At 64.3% G+C, this 17,013-nt stretch carries 14 protein-coding genes and 1 tRNA gene; 3 read left to right on the plus strand and 12 right to left on the minus strand.

Annotated elements, in window-relative coordinates:
- Nucleotides 1-183: 183 nt before the first annotated feature.
- Both NKJ78_RS20365 and NKJ78_RS20370 read right to left on the minus strand, forming a co-directional pair.
- Nucleotides 184-702, minus strand: a complete 519-nt coding sequence (locus NKJ78_RS20365) for a disulfide bond formation protein B (protein WP_352459759.1) — start codon at nt 700-702, stop codon at nt 184-186.
- A gap of 62 nt (nt 703-764) precedes the next feature.
- On the minus strand, nt 765-1,349 hold the full coding sequence (locus NKJ78_RS20370) for a YqaA family protein (RefSeq protein ID WP_023685316.1): 585 nt from the start codon (nt 1,347-1,349) through the stop codon (nt 765-767).
- Nucleotides 1,350-1,554: 205 nt separating this feature from the next.
- Between NKJ78_RS20370 and NKJ78_RS20375 the strand changes: the two genes are divergently transcribed.
- Nucleotides 1,555-1,639 (plus strand) — tRNA-Leu (locus tag NKJ78_RS20375).
- A gap of 188 nt (nt 1,640-1,827) precedes the next feature.
- Here NKJ78_RS20375 and NKJ78_RS20380 read toward each other — a convergent pair.
- From NKJ78_RS20380 to NKJ78_RS20410, 7 genes are all read right to left on the minus strand, one after another.
- On the minus strand, nt 1,828-2,403 hold the full coding sequence (locus NKJ78_RS20380; protein WP_023673757.1) for a cation efflux transmembrane domain-containing protein: 576 nt from the start codon (nt 2,401-2,403) through the stop codon (nt 1,828-1,830).
- Between the two features lie 140 nt (nt 2,404-2,543).
- Nucleotides 2,544-3,695 (minus strand): YncE family protein, encoded by a 1,152-nt coding sequence (locus NKJ78_RS20385; protein WP_352459760.1) that lies wholly within the window; start codon nt 3,693-3,695, stop codon nt 2,544-2,546.
- A gap of 75 nt (nt 3,696-3,770) precedes the next feature.
- Nucleotides 3,771-5,051 carry a GNAT family N-acetyltransferase gene (locus NKJ78_RS20390; protein ID WP_023698693.1) on the minus strand — a complete coding sequence of 427 codons (1,281 nt, stop codon included), beginning with the start codon at nt 5,049-5,051 and terminating at the stop codon, nt 3,771-3,773.
- Nucleotides 5,051-6,454 (minus strand): lipopolysaccharide biosynthesis protein, encoded by a 1,404-nt coding sequence (locus tag NKJ78_RS20395; RefSeq protein ID WP_352459761.1) that lies wholly within the window; start codon nt 6,452-6,454, stop codon nt 5,051-5,053. Before NKJ78_RS20395 ends, NKJ78_RS20390 begins: the two co-directional genes overlap by 1 nt.
- Before the next feature lie 264 nt (nt 6,455-6,718).
- Nucleotides 6,719-7,222 (minus strand): hypothetical protein, encoded by a 504-nt coding sequence (locus NKJ78_RS20400; protein WP_023694007.1) that lies wholly within the window; start codon nt 7,220-7,222, stop codon nt 6,719-6,721.
- Between the two features lie 163 nt (nt 7,223-7,385).
- Nucleotides 7,386-7,691 carry a hypothetical protein gene (locus NKJ78_RS20405; RefSeq protein WP_084023795.1) on the minus strand — a complete coding sequence of 102 codons (306 nt, stop codon included), beginning with the start codon at nt 7,689-7,691 and terminating at the stop codon, nt 7,386-7,388.
- A complete protein-coding gene (locus NKJ78_RS20410) occupies nt 7,669-7,941 on the minus strand; it encodes a DUF4242 domain-containing protein (RefSeq protein ID WP_023673765.1) in 273 nt (90 codons plus the stop codon). The genes NKJ78_RS20405 and NKJ78_RS20410 overlap by 23 nt, the downstream gene beginning before the upstream one ends.
- A gap of 244 nt (nt 7,942-8,185) precedes the next feature.
- Here NKJ78_RS20410 and NKJ78_RS20415 point away from each other — a divergent pair, with 244 nt between their 5' ends.
- Nucleotides 8,186-10,774: a helix-turn-helix transcriptional regulator gene (locus NKJ78_RS20415; RefSeq protein ID WP_352459762.1), complete on the plus strand. Its 2,589-nt coding sequence runs from the start codon at nt 8,186-8,188 to the stop codon at nt 10,772-10,774.
- Between the two features lie 222 nt (nt 10,775-10,996).
- Here the strand turns inward: NKJ78_RS20415 and secA are convergent, their stop codons facing one another.
- Nucleotides 10,997-13,729 carry a preprotein translocase subunit SecA gene (secA, locus tag NKJ78_RS20420; protein WP_023672992.1) on the minus strand — a complete coding sequence of 911 codons (2,733 nt, stop codon included), beginning with the start codon at nt 13,727-13,729 and terminating at the stop codon, nt 10,997-10,999.
- Nucleotides 13,730-13,973: 244 nt separating this feature from the next.
- Between secA and NKJ78_RS20425 the strand changes: the two genes are divergently transcribed.
- Complete coding sequence (locus tag NKJ78_RS20425; protein WP_023686683.1) at nt 13,974-14,894, plus strand: peptidylprolyl isomerase; 921 nt, start codon at nt 13,974-13,976, stop codon at nt 14,892-14,894.
- Nucleotides 14,895-14,940: 46 nt separating this feature from the next.
- On the opposite strand, the gene NKJ78_RS20430 is transcribed toward NKJ78_RS20425, so the two are convergent.
- Nucleotides 14,941-15,528 carry a TetR/AcrR family transcriptional regulator gene (locus NKJ78_RS20430; protein WP_023704295.1) on the minus strand — a complete coding sequence of 196 codons (588 nt, stop codon included), beginning with the start codon at nt 15,526-15,528 and terminating at the stop codon, nt 14,941-14,943.
- A 139-nt stretch (nt 15,529-15,667) separates the two neighbouring features.
- Complete coding sequence (locus NKJ78_RS20435; RefSeq protein ID WP_352459763.1) at nt 15,668-16,897, minus strand: caspase family protein; 1,230 nt, start codon at nt 16,895-16,897, stop codon at nt 15,668-15,670.
- Between the last annotated feature and the right edge of the window lie 116 nt (nt 16,898-17,013).

A 17,013-nucleotide genomic window follows, 5' to 3' on the forward strand; every position in this document is an offset into this window, starting at 1 on the left:
ATAGTGACGGGAGAAGGGAATTGGCTGCAAATTTGGCGCCCTTCTTTCAGCGTTCGGGATTGGCGAAACCATTGATGACTGCGTCTTTCTCCCCGTCACTATACGGGGAGAAATGCCCGGCAGGGCAATGAGGGGCGGTGCCAACATTTAGAGACTGGCCGCATGGCGCGACCTCGCGCTTGATTAATCGCGCGCCAGCGCGCTGCGGAAGGCGATGGCGGCGAGGATGAAGCTGGCTATGGCGTTCCAGCCGGCCAGCGACAGGCCGAGGATACGAAGGGCTGCCTTGTCGCAGGATGGCGGCACGAATTTGTCGAGCGCGTCGAGCACGCCCTTGCCGCCGGTATCGACCGGGCCGGCGCCGGCCGTGCAATCGGCCGGACCCTGCCACCAGGCCCATTCGACGCCCGAATGATAGACGCCGAGATAGAGCCCGTAGAGCATCAGCAGGCCGCCGACGGCAAGCAGGCCGCGCGTCAGCCATGCGGGTGCGCTGAACATCGAGGCGATCACCGCCAGCAGCATCAGCGGGGCGCCGATATAATAGGGCGTGCGCTGTTCCAGGCAGAGATGGCAGGGGATGTAGCCGCCTATGTGCTGGAAGGCGAGCGCGGAGCCGACCGTGGCGGCCATGGCCACGGTGAGAAACAAAGCGGTGCGCGTCCGCTGGCGTCCGGTATCGGCTGTCATCGTGGCTGTCATGTTTCGTCCGTTGAATTCGCCGTCCGCCGGCATAGTCCTGACCCACCGCCCGCCTTGGGCGGTCAGAAGGCGTATTTGACGACGATATAGAGCAAAATCAGGGCGGCGGCGCCGGCGCCGACGATCAATCCCAAACGCTTCTCGATGAATTCCTTGATCTCCTCGCCATAGCGGCGCAGCAGCCAGGCAAGAAGCAGGAAACGAGCGCCACGCGCCAGGATGGCGGAGACGATGAAGACGACAAGATTGACGTGGAGGGCGCCTGCCAGAATGGTGACCACCTTGATCGGCGGCAGGTGGGCGGCACCCGATGTGACGAGCAGCACCAGCATCAGCCCGGTGCCGGCCGACTGCCACCTCTCGAACGCGTCAAGGCCGCCAAAGTGCTCCAGCATCGGCCGTGCTATCGTGTCGTAGGCATAGTAGCCGATCAGCCAGCCGGCAATGCCGCCCAGCACGGACGCAACGGTGGCGGTCAGCGCGTAGCGATAGGCGCGTTCGGGCCGCGCCAACGCCATGGGCAGGTACAAGACGTCGGCAGGTATGAAAAACACCGAGCTTTCGACGAAGGCGATGAAGGCCAGCCACCATTCGGCGGATTTGCGGGCCGCCAGCGACAAGGTCCAGTCGTAAAGTCCGCGAAGCATCGGCTCTCCTGGATGCAGGTTGCCACACGCAACGCGCTTTGATGCGCGTCTGTCTAGAAAGATTTTCCGCGCCGCACAATGGCAGGAGCTTCACGAAACAGAAAGGCGGGCTTTTGCCGCAAGCAGGGCACGGCGGCGCATTTGGCCAGTTGACGAACAGGCCTCCAACCGTATAGTCCGCGCCCATCCAGGCCTTTGGGCCTGAGCCCCTATGGCGGAATTGGTAGACGCGCTCGACTCAAAATCGAGTTCCGCAAGGAGTGCTGGTTCGATTCCGGCTAGGGGCACCATTTTTGATCTCACGCCAGTTCGCTTCGCTCATGGGCTCCGATGGGGCGGCCTGACCGGCCGACGGGCGGTCGCCCTTGCGAACCCTCCGGGTTCGAACAGTGCCTCGAACACAGAGCCAACCGCGGCTGCTGAGGATGACAGCGATAGCGCCAATCAGCGGCGGCCGGTAGCCCCGCTCTACGTGCTCTCAGGCCGCCGCACGGTGTTCTTCACGGGCAGCTTCCCACACTTCGCGGGCCGCGTCGGCGTTCATGACCGCGATCCCCAATCCCACCGCCAAATCGGGCCACGCGGAATGCCAGAGCAAGGCCGTGACCAACCCTGCGGCAATAATGGCGATGTTGGCCAAGGCGTCGTTGCGGGCCGACAGGAAGGCCGCCTTTGTGAGGCTGCCGCCACGATGCCGGTGCGCGGCCAGCATGTAGGCACAGGACAGGTTGACGGCGAGAGCGCCAAGTCCCGCCAAGGTCAAGGCGATGGGCTGCGGCGGCACCGGCACGTTGAACTTCTCCCAAGCCGTCCAGAGCGTTGCCAGACCCGGCATGAGAAGGATGAGCGCCAATGCCATCCCCACCCGCGCACGGGAGCGCACAGACCACCCAAGTGCGAGCAGGATAAGGAGGTTCACGGAAGCATCTTCAAGAAAGTCGATGCTGTCGGCGAACAGGGACACTGATCCAATGGCGAGCGCCACAGCGAACTCGATCCCGAAATAGGCAAGATTGAGAAGCGCGACGATGAGGACGATGCGGCGAAGGTTCATCTTCTGGGCAGTATCCGAAACCAGTGTGTGGAGCTACAGCTTCGCGGTTTCCAAGGAAAGCCCCTGCTCGTTCCGGGTCCCGGCCGATGGGCGGTTGCCCTTGCGACCTTTTGCGTTCGAGCCGCGCCTCGAACACGGACTTAGCGCATATTCCCCGTATGCCCTTGCGAATACCGCCCCGGCTGTGGCCACACCGTCAGGCCGTGCGGCTCTGAGCCAACCCGAAACTTGGTCACCGTGCCTGATGTCGTGTCGATCATGTAGGCGGCACTGTCGAAGCGGCCGGACAGCCATAGTTGTTTGCCGTCGGCGCTGACGTTGCCCATGTCGGGGCTGCCGCCGCCGGGGATCGGCCATTGCGTGACGACCGCGCGGGTAGCGAAGTCGATCACCGTCACGCTGCCCGGTCCCTTTGCCTGGCCCTGCTCCATCTTGTGCGAGCCCCGGTTCGAGACATAGAGCCGCTTGCCGTCGCGGCTGACGACGAAGCCATGGGCGCCGATGCCGGTCGGGATGAAGCCGATTTCCTTGAAACTGTCGCCATCGACGAGGAACACGCCGTCATTCATCATGTCGGCGACGTAAAAAACCTTGCCGTCGGGCGAGAGGCGGATGTCCTGCGGCATGCCCATTTTCGAGAAGTCGAGATGGCCAAGCACCTTCTGGTTCTTCAGGTCGATCTTGGCCAACCCGCCATTGCCGTATTCGCAGGTGAAGATCGCGTAGGCGCCGTCGACGGAGAAATCGGCGTGGTTGATGCCGGGACAAGTGGGCGTCGGCAGGGCCGACTTCAGCGCCATGGTGTGAGGATCGCGGAAATCGAGCCGCTCCAGGGCTTCGTCGACGACAATGGCCGCGCCCGGCATGAAATACAAATTGTAGGGATCGTCCACGGCGATCTGCGGGCCGGGCTTGCCGGTCATCGGGTCGATCGGCGTCAGGCTGCCGTTCTTGCCGGTGCCATTGTTGGCGACCCAGAGCGTCTTCAGGTCCCAGGACGGCACGACGTGCTGCGGTTTGCTGCCGACCGGGAACCTGTCGACTTCCTTGAGCGTCATGGTGTCGATTACCGTGACGCTGTTGGAGGAGCGGTTCGGCACATAGACGCGCGGCAGTGCACCCAGCGTGGCCGGGCTGAGATGGCCGGCGGCGGTGTGGCTGTAGATGTTGATGGACGGTGCGGGCTCGCTGCAATCCTCGGGGCAGCTATCGGCCCGGGCGCGGACAGGCAGCAGTGCAAGCAGCGAAAAGGCCGCACGGGGACCGGCGTGACGCAAGAAGGTTCTGATCATCAGGATGGCTTGTCGTGAAGGCCGGCCGAAATTGCCGCGCGAGCCATAGCTGGTGTCTTGCCGTTGATCCAGTGGCTATCGCCGTCCCAGCAAACTCTTCACGCGGTTGCGCAGCAGGCGGGCCATGTTGCGGGTCTCGCGGTAGAGATGCAGCTGCGAGGCGGCCTGGCGGGCCAGCCGATCGGCATCCGGCGTCAGTCCGATCACCAGCGAGCCCATCGGCTTGCGCTCGCTCCACAGCCGGCTCATCACCGGATGGTCGGGCACGGCGCAGGAATCAGTCATCATAATGTTGGGGTCGTCGAGATGCTGCCTGGTCACCTCGATCATCAACAGCGTGCCCGGCGAATAGGTCGCCAGCGTCTCGTCATAGGCGGTCTTCCAGGTGTAGGCGACGCCGGCCTCGACGAAGACGACCAGGCAGGCGATCGTGCGGCCGTCCAGCGTCAGCGAATGGATGCGGCACATGTCGTGCTCGGCCAGCCGGTGCACGGCTTCGCGGGCAAAGGCGGCGCGGTAGCGGTCGATGGCCATGGCGGTGCGCTCGCGGCCCTTCCAGCCGGCGGCTTCCAGCGTCAAAAAACTTTCGATGGCGTGGCGGATTTCGTCCGGTCCCCGCGCCACGACATGTTCCAGCCTGCCGAGATCCCCCAGGCGCCGCTTCAGGCGGCGGAATTCGCGGTAGTGGTGCGCGCGCAGCGATGCCTTCAGATACGCCTCGCCGTCGAGCGTACTTTCGAGCACCGGCCGGTCCGCCTTGCCGGTGGTGACCATTGTCAGGCCGCGCGTCTCGGCAACGGTGGCCAGCACGCTGGCCAATGGGCCGTCGAGGCGCATGTCGGGCAGCACGAAGACCTTCGGCAGCTTGAGATGCGGCCGCGACAGCATGCCGAAGAAATCCTCGACGACGCCGATCGGGTCGTCATGGTCGACCAGCGGCGTGCCGATCGGCCCGAACGGGCTCGACCAGGTGCGCATCACCGGAACGCCGAGCGGCACGGCCGGCCGCTCGACCGAGAACGGCACCAGCAGGCGCAGCCGGTTGCGGTATTCGTCGCCGTCGCGGATCACTGCCAGCTTGACCTCGCGATCTTCCAGCCGGGGCATGGCCGGCGCCAGAAAGCGCGGGTTGAAGAAGACGTTGGGCTCGATCGTGCGGGTGCACAGATAGTCGAGTTCCTCGACCAGTTCGAAGCCGGCCGAAGCCGGATAGATCGCCAGCTTGCGCAGCGGCCGGTTGTTGGCGAGGATCTCGAGATGCGCCGGATCGGCATCGCGCGCCAGACCGGCAAGGCCCGACACCATGGCGCCGGCCGGACCGCCGCTGGTTTCCTCGATCAGCGGGATGGCGGCCATCAGGCGGCTCGCTTTGCTGCGGGCACGAAGATCAGCATGACGATGCCGAGCTTGCGCCAGACGGTGAAGGACAGGGCGCTGGCCTCGAAGACCATGGCGAGGCTGGTGGCGATCGCCGCGCCCCACAGGCCGAAGAGCGGGATGAGCACCACGTTGAGACCGATGTTGAAGGCCAGCGTCATGGCATAGACGGCGGCGCAGATGTTCTGGTTGCCGCTCATCGTCAGAAGGCTTTCGCACGGGCCGACGGCGGCGCGCGCCACGACGCCGAACACCAGCAGGAACAGCAGCGGATAGCCGGCGGTGAATTCGGGGCCGAACAGAACCAGCATCGGTTCGCCGAGCGCCAGCACCAGCAGCGCCATCAGCAGCGAGGGCCAGAACGTCCACGACACGGTCTCGCGGGCGAAGGCGGCGAGCTTTTCCGGTTCGCCATGGGTGAACTGCGCATAACGCTGGGCGACGCCGGCCTTGACGGAGAAATAGACGAAATGCACCAGCGCCAGCGTTTTGACGGTGGCGAAATAGACGGCGACGTCATTGGGCTGGAGATAGGCGCCGACCATCAGCACATCGGCGTTGGTGAGCAGGAAGAAGAAGCTCTCGACCAGGAAGATCGGCAGCGAGACGATGAACCACTCGGCGAAATGCACCTTCATCGGCCCGGACGGGATATTCCTGCCCATGCGTGTGGTCACGCCGATGAGCTGGCCGAGCGTTGTGGCGTAGGTGGCGGCGATCGAAGCGAAGATCGCTGTCCTGGCGTCGGGCGCATAGCCCAGCGCCAGCATCAGCGCCATCAGCGCCAGGATCAGCACCGGCCGCACCAGATAGGTCGGCGACAACGCAAACAACGCCCAGGAATTGGCGCGTGACTGGCCTTGCAGCAGATCGCCCATGGCGATCATCGGCAGGCAGAACAGGCCGAGGATGAAGGGCATCACATAGTAGCTCTCGATCCAGTTCGCGCAAAGCCAGACGCCCAGTGCGCCAAGTCCGGCGATCGCGGTCGAGGCAATCAGCACGAACAGGCGGCTGGCGACCACGATGCCGCGCAGCTCGGCCATCATGTTGCGTTCGCGGTATTCGGGGATGAAGCGGATGACCGAGGTGTGGAAGCCGAGGCAAGCAAGGTTGCCGACGATGACCATCGTCACCCAGACGAGGACGAAGATGCCGTATTCGAACGAGCCCATCCAGCGCGCCATCAGCACCTGGCTGATGAAGGCGATGACGGCGCTGACGATGCGGATGGCAAAGGCGATCAGCGACATGCGCCCGGCTTCGCCGCGCTCGTCGGCGGTGAACAGCACCGCATCGATCCGGCCAAGCAGAGGCCCCATGCGCAGCGCCAAGCGCTGCGGCAAGAACCGCCCGGCCGTCGTCGCCGCGGAAAACCGCACCCCGATGTCTCTCCGTTTTCCGCCTCTTTTCAAGGTTTCGATGTATCCGAAACACCTTAAGAAAGGGTGGGCAGGTGCGGGTGCGCCGAGGGGCCAAGGATGGCCGCGTGTGCAAGGTGCGTCATCGTATGCCGGGGCATAACAAAAGGCGAGCGAACGCCGGGGAAGACTGGGGAGCCGGTCGGCGTTTCGCTCGCCCCTCCCCCGCCAATGGGGATGGCCAGGCACCGGATGTCCGGTGCCCGAGGTGTCACATGTGAGGCGTTACATCCCCTTCATGGCGTCGCACGACACGTTCGGGTTCATGTCGGCGAAGGCGCCCGTCGGGTTCTGTTTCCATGCCCAGACGTGCAGTTCGTAGAACGGGCCGAGGCCGTAGCGATTGGGGGCGCTGTTGAAGTTGAACAGCTGGCCTTCGAGCGAGGCCGGGCCTTTCGAGGTGATGTATTCGACCGCTATCAGCTTCAGGCTGCCGTCGGCCGTCGGCTCGTACATCACCGCTTCGGGCTTGGCGACATCGACGGCATCGTCCTTGAGATAGGCGCCGTTGACATAGTGGATGCCCATGGCGCCGCCGGTGATGCCGCTGGCGCAAGGGATGGGGGCATAGCCTTCGGCGGTGGCGGCTGCCACATTTTCGAAGCGGCTGTTGGCGGCGCGCACCTTTTCGGCCAGCGGATTGGCGTCGTGCGCCTGGGCGGCCGCACCCGCCGCGATCGAGATGGCGGCGAAAGCCGCGAAGCGTGTCGTCCAAAGAGTTATGGTCATGGTCTTCCGTCCGTTTGTTGACGCTTAAGGCGACGGCGGCCGATGCCGAAACGCCGGTGGCGTGGTTTAAGGATTGGGGACAGTTTTGTCCCTGCCGGCTGTGCGATGGATATGCCGCTTCGGTTGCCGAGCTTTGACCGCCGCGCTAAAAAAATGAGCAAAATCAACGATCCCAAAAGTAATATTGCCAATATTCCTGCGGGACGTCCCGCTCCGATAGCCCGATGTCGCGCCTCAGATAGTCGCCTTCCGGGGGCAAGCGCCGCCTTTCAGACAGATACGCAGGCAGCTTCGACGCGAACCGCCATAGACGGCCGAGCACGGAGGTTGGCCGGCCGGTCTTTCCCAGGACAGGCCCGATTCCACCGAGCGGCAGGCCATCAGGCAGTTCGCCATGGCCGCGAAGGACAGTTTGATGCTCATCATCGTGGCGACCGAACGCAGGATCAGAGGTAAAAGTAAGGGTCAAGAACCCGCACCTCCGTAATCTTGTCGACCGGCAGCGAGTTTTTCTGAGCGGTGCTGCGGATAGCTTCGGGCGTCGGCGCGTCGTAGATGCAGAAGCTGTGCTTCTTGTCGGGCGTGACGAAGGACTGGATCCAGGTGACGCCCTTTTCGGCATTGCGCATGACGACGCCGCCCACCGCGCTGGCGCCGATATCGGTCATCGGTATGTTGAGGCCGTCCGGAAATGTGCGTTCAATCAGGTAGCGAGGCATGGAAGGTTTCCTTTTCCATTGGTTCACGCTCGATCGGAGCGCTGCTGGACGTTGACCACGCCGGCCCGGGCCGCGCATCGGAACGATTCCCCATATTTGGCGGGACGATTCCCTATATTGGCGTCGTTCTTTGTGGAAAGAGGCACGGCAATGTGTGCGAAGTCACATTGCGGCGCTTTCTTCACGGGCTAATCGTGAGCGGCCCGCCATGGTGGGAAAACTCCGATCCTGTGAGACGATGACAATGATGCTTCTGGAACGGCAGATGCAGCTGCAGCAGCTGGAGACACTGCTTGGCGATGCAATACGCGGCCATGGCCGCATCGCCGTGCTGGCCGGGGAGGCCGGCGCCGGCAAGACGGCGCTTGTCGAGGCATTCGCGGCCCGTGTCGGAGAGAGCGCGGCGACGTTGCGCAGCGCTTGCGAGGACCTGTCGATCCCCGATCCGCTGGGGCCGCTTTACGATCTGGCCCGTGAGGCGCAATGGGCGCTGCCGCGCGCAATCGACGCCCGGCATGGGCAGAGACTGCCGCTGTTTTCCGATGCGCTCGACGCCTTTGCGGCCAAGGGACCGAGCCTGCTGGTGATCGAAGACCTGCACTGGGCCGACGATGCGACGCTCGATTTCGTGCGCTTCCTTGGCCGGCGTATCGCCAACACCCACATCCTGCTGTTGCTGACGGCGCGCACCGACCGCAGCGAGGGACAGATGCGGGTGCGCCGCGCCCTGGGCGAAATCCCGGCCGGCAGCGTGGCGCGCATCGACGTGCCGCTGCTCAGCGAGGCGGCCGTGCTGTCGCTCGCCGATGCGGCCGGACGCGACGGCGACGCCATCTACCGGGCGACCGCCGGCAATGCCTTCTTCGTTACCGAATTGCTGTCGGCGGAAAACGAAACGGCGCTGCCGGCAAGCGTGCGCGACGCCGTGTTGGCGCGGGCTGAACGGCTGTCGCCAGGCGCCCGCGCAATGCTCGACGCGGTGTCGGTGTTTCCGCGCCGCGCCGACGTCTGGGCTCTGCAGGGCCTGTGCGGCGTCGCCAGCGCCGGCCAGCTGGCCGAGTGTGTCGCCAACGGCCTGCTCGACGATCTGGGCGACGGCTACGCCTTCCGGCACGACATCGCGCGGCGCGCCATCGAGATGATGCTGACGACGTCGCACAGGCGGGAATTCAACCAGCGTGCGCTGGCGGCACTGCTCGAAAATGGCGACGTCTCCACAGGCCGCCTGGTGCATCATGCGGTCGAGGCGCATAATCTGGCGGCGGTGCGCGAACTTGCGCCAATCGCCGCGCGCGAGGCGTCGCGCGTCGGCGCCCATCGCGATGCCGCCGGCTATTACGAGATCGCCCTGCAGCAGGCCGACAGCCTGCCGGTGATCGAGCGCGCCGCGCTCTACGAAAGTCATGCCTTCGAGTGCCATCTCATCGGCAAGATCGATGATGCGCTTGCAGCGCAGGGACAGGCGCGCCGGTTGCATCAGGCAGACGGCAACAGGCTGAAGGAGGGCGACAGCCTGAGATGGCTCTCCCGGCTGAGCGAAATGGGCGATGACCGCGAGGCGGCGGCCGCCTTCGGCGCCGAGGCTGTGGCGATGCTGGAAGCGGCTCCCGCCGGTCCCGAACTCGCCATGGCCTATTCGAACCTTTCGCATCTGGCGATGCTGTCGGAGAGGGTGGAGGACACGCTGTTCTATGGCGAGAAGGCAGCGGCGCTGGCTGCGCGGATGAACCGTCCCGACATCGCCTCGCATGCCCTCAACAATGTCGGCTGCGTCGAGCAGTGGCTCAATCCGGATGCCGGACGCCTGCGCCTCGACCAAAGCCTTGAAATTGCGCTCCAGGGCAATTTCCAGGAACATGCCGCGCGCGCCTTCACCAACCGCGCCTGTTTCGAGATCACCCAGATGAGCTACGACGCGGCACGTCCGGTGCTCGAGAGCGGCATCCACTATTGCACCGAGAACGACCTCGGCACCTGGCGCGACTATCTCAGGGGCATGCTGGCCGATGTGCAACTGCGTCAGGGCCAATGGGATGAGGCCGCCGCGACGGCAAGCGATGTCATCGATAATGATCGGACAACCACCGTGGGCCGGTTTCCGGCGCTGCTGGCACTGGCGAAACTGCGCCTGAGGCGCGGCGATCCCTCGGCCGAGCCGCTGTTCGCCGAAATGGCGCGCCTGGTCGGAAGCGGCGGCGACCTGCAGATGCTGAGCTCTTACGCGGCGCTGATGGCGGAGCAGGCATGGCTGGGCCTGGCCGACAGGCAAGAGGCGCTGGCGCTGATCACCCGCGCCGAAACGCCGGTGCGCTCGCGTGCCCATGTCGGGGAGCTGGCGCTGTGGCGAACATTGCTCTCTCCCGGTATGCCGGCCGGCGACACCGCCGACATGGCGACACCATACCGGCTGCTTCTAACCGGCGACTGGCGTTCGGCTTCGGCACTCTGGGCCGAATTGAATGCGCCATACGAGCGCGGACTGGCGCTCATCCTCGGCGACGACGAGGGGCAGCGGCTGGCATTGGATATTTTCGACGGCCTGGGGGCAAGGCCGGCAGCCCAGCGCCTGCGCGATATCATGCGCAAGAACGGCGTTGGCGGCATCGCCCGCGGCCCGCGCCGCTCGACGCGCGCCAACCTCGCCGGCCTCACCTTGCGCCAGATGCAGGTGCTGCAGCTGATCGAACGCGGCCTCTCCAACAAGCGGATCGCCGAGCAATTGACGATTTCGCCAAAGACGGTCGATCACCATGTCTCGGCGGTGCTGGGCAAGCTGGATGCGGTGTCGCGCGGCGAGGCGACAGCGACCGCGCGCGATTCGGGGTTGTTGTGAGGTTTTGACGAGGGTTGGACCGAGAGGTCGCGATCCTTCGCACCCCCCTCTGTCCTGCCGGACATCTGCCCCTCAAGGGGGGAGATTGGCTGTCGCTGTAGCTTTCGCCAATTGTCGAAATTGAAAGAAGTTACGGCGCCGAAGCTGCTGATCTCCCCCCTTGAGGGGGAGATGGCCGGCACGCCAGAGGGGGGTGCTGTCCCGCCGACCTAGCCTTCGAAATCAGGCAAACGCGCCATGGCAGTGCTTGTATTTCTTGCCGGAGCCGCAGGGGCAGGCTTCGTTGCGGCCGATCTTGCCCCAGGTCGCCTGGTTGTTCGGATCGCGGTCTTCGGGAGCGACGATGGCGTTGCTCTCCTGGCGGACCAGAAGTGCGGTCTCGCCGCCCTCGAAATCGTCCTCGCCCGTGGTGCCGTCAATGTGGCTGCCGAACATTTCAGGCGCTTCGGGCGGCGGTGCTTCGGCGGCCTGGCGGACCAGTTCGACGCGCATCAATTGCGCGGTGACGGCCTGGCGCAGATTGCCGAGCAGCGCCTGGAACAGCTCGAACGCCTCGCTCTTGTATTCCTGCAGCGGGTCGCGCTGGGCGTAGCCGCGGAAGCCGACGACCGAACGCAGATGGTCGAGGTTGACGATGTGCTCGCGCCACAGATGATCGAGCGTCTGCAACACCACCGAGCGTTCGACATAGCTCATCACGTCTGGGCCGAAGCGCTCGGCGCGCTCCTTGGCGGCGGCGTCGGCGGCCTTGGTCAGGCGCTCGCGGATGTCGTCCTCGGCAATGCCTTCTTCCTTGACCCAGTCCTCGACCGGCAGGTCGAGATTGAGGAATTCGGCGACCTCGGCCTTGAGGCCGGCGACGTTCCACTGCTCGGCATAGGCGTTTTCGGGGATGTTCTTGGTGACGATCTCCTCGATGACGCCTTCGCGCATCTCGGCGATCGTCTCGGACAGGCCTTCGCCGTCCATCAATTCGATGCGCTGCTCGAACACCACCTTGCGCTGGTCGTTCGAGACGTCGTCGTATTTCAACAGGTTCTTGCGGATGTCGAAGTTGCGCGCTTCGACCTTCTTCTGCGCCTTTTCCAGCGCCTTGTTGATCCACGGATGGATGATGGCCTCGTCTTCCTTGAGGCCAAGCTTCTGCAGCATGCCGTCCATGCGCTCGGAGCCGAAGATGCGCATCAGATCGTCCTGCAGCGACAGGAAGAATTTCGAACGGCCGGGGTCGCCCTGGCGGCCGGAGCGGCCGCGGAGCTGGTTGTCGATGCGGCGCGATTCATGGCGCTCGGTGGCCAGCACGTAGAGGCCGCCGGCGGCCAGCGCCTTTTCCTTCAGGCGCTCGACATCGGCAATGATTTCCTTTTCGCGCGCCTCGCGCTCGGGACCAGCAGGCATGTCGCCCAGTTCGTCCTCGATGCGCATCTCGGCGTTGCCGCCGAGCTTGATGTCGGTGCCGCGTCCCGCCATGTTGGTGGCGATGGTGATGGCGCCGGGCTTGCCGGCCTGGGCGACGATGGCCGCTTCGCGCTCGTGATGGCGGGCGTTCAGCACTTCGAAATCCTTGAACCCTTCCTTGCGCAGGCGCTCGGCCAGTTGCTCGGATTTTTCAATGGAGGTGGTGCCGACCAGCGTCGGCTGGCCCTTGGCGCGCGCTTCCTTGATCTCCTTGACGATCGCCTTGTACTTCTCCTCGACCGTCCGGTAGACCTCGTCGTCCTCGTCCTTGCGGATGACCGGCAGATTGGTCGGGATCTCGGTGACTTCGAGGCCGTAAATGTTGCCGAACTCCTCGGCCTCGGTCAGCGCCGTGCCGGTCATGCCGGACAGCTTCTTGTAGAGGCGGAAATAGTTCTGGAAGGTGACGGAGGCCAGCGTCTGGTTTTCCGGCTGGATCGCCACATGCTCCTTGGCTTCGAGCGCCTGGTGCAGGCCTTCCGAATAGCGGCGTCCCGGCATCATGCGGCCGGTGAATTCGTCGATGATGACGATCTCGTCGTTGCGGACGATGTAGTCCTTGTCCTTCTGGAACAGCCGGTGCGCCTTCAGCGCGTTGTTGACGTGGTGGACGATGGCGACGTTCTCGACGTCATAGAGCGACTCGCCCTTGAGCAGGCCGGCCGCGCGCAGCAGGTTTTCCAGCTTCTCGGTGCCTTCCTCGGTGAAGATCGAGGTCTTCTGCTTCTCGTCGATCTCGTAGTCGGCCGGGCCGAGCTGCAGCATGAAGGCGTCGATGGTGTTGTACATTTCCGAACGGTCCTCGAGCGGACCGGAAATGATCAGCGGCGTGCGCGCCTCGTCGACCAGGATGGAATCGACTTCGTCGACGATCGCGTAATTGTGGCCGCGCTGCACCATCTGCGCGCGCTCATACTTCATGTTGTCGCGCAGATAGTCGAAGCCGAGCTCGTTGTTGGTGGCATAGGTAACGTCGGACGCATAGGCGACGCGGCGTTCCTCGTCGGACAGGCCATGGACGATGACGCCGACCGAAAGGCCGAGGAATTTGTAGACGCGGCCCATCCATTCGGAGTCGCGGGTGGCGAGATAGTCGTTGACGGTGACGACATGGACGCCCTTGCCGGCAAGCGCGTTGAGATAAACGGGCAGGGTGGCGACCAGGGTCTTGCCCTCGCCCGTGCGCATTTCGGCGATGCCGCCATTGTGCAGCACCATGCCGCCGATCAGCTGCACATCGAAGGGGCGCATGCCGAGCACGCGGCGGGATGCCTCGCGGACGGTGGCGAAGGCCGGCACCAGCAGGTCATCGAGCGTAGCGCCGTTGGCGATATCCTGGCGGAATTTTTCCGTGCGGGCCTGAAGCTCGGCGTCGGACAGCGCCCGCATCTCGTTTTCCATGGCGTTGATCGCCTCGACACGCGGCCGGGTCGATTTTACGCGACGATCGTTGGAGGAACCGAAAACCTTACGGGCGAGACCGCCGAGACTGACCATCCGATGGTCCTTTCGATAGAATTCTCAATTTTGAGATGAGCGCCGGCCGGCCCCATCAATTCCGCGTGAAACGCGGACAAACACAAAAAGCGCCCGGAAAACGGTTCTGGACGCAAAGTCGTTGGACAGATAAGAGGGGGCTCAACTGATGTCAACGCCGCGTTAGCCCTATGGGCAGCGCCAAATTCCGCCACAATCCGGCTGATCTGCAAGCCCTACCAATCCCCCCTTGGAGTTAATCTTGATGTCCTTACTGTTTCGCCGTGCGTCGCTCGCCAGCCTTGGCTTGGCTTTCGGCCTGTCGGCCCTGTCGCTGTCTCCGCTGATGGCCCAGGAAGCCGCTCCCGCCCCGGCCGATGCCGCAGCAGCACCGGCGGCAGCCCCCGTCGATCCGAACGCCGTCATCGCTACCGTCAATGGCCAGAAGCTGACCGAGGCGGACCTTGGGCTTGCCGAGGGCGAGCTGTCGCAGCAGTTCTCGCAGTTGCCACCCGAGCAGCGCCGCGCCGCCGCCCTTTCGGCGGCCATCGAAATCCGCGTCATGGCCGCCCAGGCGGTCGCTACCGGGCTCGACAAGGATCCCGAATTCCAGCGCCGCATGGCGTTCCTGCAGCAGCGCGCGCTGCATGGCGAGATGGTCGAGAAGGGCGTCGTCGACAAGGTTACCGATGCCGAGGTGCGCGCCCGCTACGACCAGGAAATCGCCAGCACGCCGCCGGTCAATGAGATTCATGCCCGTCACATCCTCGTGAAGACGAAGGAAGAGGCCGAGGCGATCATCAAGCAGCTCGATGGCGGTGCAGACTTCCAGAAGCTCGCCAACGAGCATACCAGCGATCCCTCGGGCAAGACCAATGGCGGTGATCTCGGCTGGTTCGGCCCGGGGCAGATGGTGCCGGAATTCGACAAGGCGGCAGTTGCGCTCGAAATCGGCAAATACACCAAGGAGCCGGTGCAAACGCAATTCGGCTGGCATGTCATCAAGCTCGAGGACAAGCGCACCAAACAGCCGCCGGCCTTCGACGACGTCAAGGACCAGGCCAAGCAGGCGGTGATCCGCGACAAGTATTTCGCACTGGTCAAGCAGCTGCGCGGCGCCGCCAAGGTCGAAATCCCCGACGCCAATCTGAAGAAGGCCGTCGACACGATGGAAGCCGGCAAGTAAGGCCGGCACCGAAAAAACATGCAAAGGGCGCCGTTCGGCGCCCTTTTCAATTGCGGGAGATGCCTGACATCACATAGCGGACAGTGGCACGGATTGTCGCCTCATCTTCGTCCAGCCGGTTGGTCAAAAGGTGTTTCCAGGCATAGGAAGCGATGAGGTCGGCGACCAGCGCTGCGTCGACATCGGCCGCAACCTCGCCGCGCGCCTTGGCGCGCTCGATGATCCGAGCGGTGTGGGACACGCGCCCATCGGCATAGCCAGTCAGGGCCGCGGCCGCCGCTTCGTCCGACTGGGCCTCGGCGATCAGCGAGCGGAATACGCTGCCCGAGGATGTGTCGCGCCAATGCGCGAAGAGGTTCCTCAGGAAACCGACGAGGTCGTCTTCGAGACTGCCGGTATCGGGGACGTCGACACGCTTTTGCCGCTTGTAGACCTCTAACAGCAGGGCCGCCTTGCTCGGCCACCAGCGATAGATCGTGGGTTTGCCGGCGCGCGCCCGCCGCGCCACGGCCTCTATGGAGAAGCCGGCATAGCCGGCCTCGACCAGCACCGCCTCCGCGGCCTCGAGAATGGCCTCGGCGCTGTCTGGGTTGCGCCGCGCCCCGATCGATCTGCGCGCCGGATCCTCGCCCATGTCTGTCCTCGCCAACAATCTCGCCGGCAATCCTGGCCAACAATCTCGCCGACAATATAGGTGAGCTGGCAGGCAAACGAAACGGCCCGTTTCCAGCGCTTGTAGAAGCGGGTCTCACATTCGCCCTTCGCGGGGATTTTCAGTTCATCACTTGCGAGGTTTCCGAGTCGATCCGCCACTGGCCGTCGCTCTTCACCAGCCCAAGCGCGACTCGTGCCTTGCCGGTCATGCGCGCCGCCGATTTGTCTTTCGACATATAGTCGTAGCTCATCGCGAACACGGCTTCGGCGCGGTTCTCGCCCTGCGGCGTCACATTGAGGCTGCCGGGCTCGAGACTGAACGACCAGGATGCAAATTGCGCGAACCAGTCCGTCTTGAGCTTGACGACGGCGTCGCTGTCATAGCGCGTGCCGAAGATGGTGGCGGAAGGCGCATAGAGCCGCTTGACGGTCTCGCCGATCGCCGCGGCATCGGGCGCAAGATAGTCGTCGCGCAGGAATTTCTCGATTGCGGTCTTGTCGTCGCCTACAGACCGTTCGAGTGCCGCAACCGTTGTTTCGGGCGCCGGGGGGACGGCGGGCTTCGGCTGTGCAACCGTTTCGCCGCCGGGCACAAACTCAAACCGTTCGAGCAGCGAACCCTGTTCCCATGGGCGCTGTCCCTCGCGCGTTTCGGAGACCACGTCGCGGCGCACCGCGATCATCATGTCGTTGATGCTCTGGCCGGGCTCGGCCATGTGTCGCAGCAGGGCGGCGGCGAACGGCGAATTGCGCCCGGTGCCGTCCATGGCGACAGCGCCTGGCGCCGTCGAGAAGGCGATGAAGGAGCCACGCGTCGAATCGAACTGGGCCAGACCGGCAAGCGCCGTTGCCGAGCGCGTGGTGGCGGTGCGGCTCAGGCTGCGGGCAAAGGGATTGTTGCGGCAGGCATCGAGGAACACCAGGCTGACCTTGGTCTGCTGCTCCATGATGTCGAGGACTTCGTCGATCGGCACGGCTTCGAGCTGCAGCTTGACCGGCATGTCGAGCCGGGCGTCGACCGGGACGATGTAGTTGCGCCCTTCGACCTGCAGGCCGTGGCCGGCATAATAGAACAGCCCGACCCCGGCGCCTTCCAGCGCATCGGAAAATTCGCCGATCCTGCGCTCGAGTTCGCGCTTGCCGAGATCGTTGCCCTCGATGACGTCGAAGCCGATCGAGCGCAGCTTGCCGGCAATATCGAGGGCATCGTTGACCGGATTGGTGAGCGTGCCGGCTTCGGCATAGGTGCCATTGCCGATGACCAGCGCCACGCGCCGTTCCGGCTGCGCATCGGCGCTCAGGAGCAAAAGCCCCATAAACGCCACCGCCAAGATCACCAGCCTGCCCATGGCCGATATCATAACGCCAGAGGCCCCGGTGACGCCAACGGATTTGAAATGCAAGCTTAATCCCTGGTGGCTTGCCGACAGCGGCGGCCAAGAAAACGCCCTTGCGCCGGGCCGTG

This window comes from Mesorhizobium sp. M0037 (assembly GCF_040323635.1).
In the GTDB taxonomy this organism is placed as follows: Bacteria; Pseudomonadota; Alphaproteobacteria; order Rhizobiales; family Rhizobiaceae; genus Mesorhizobium.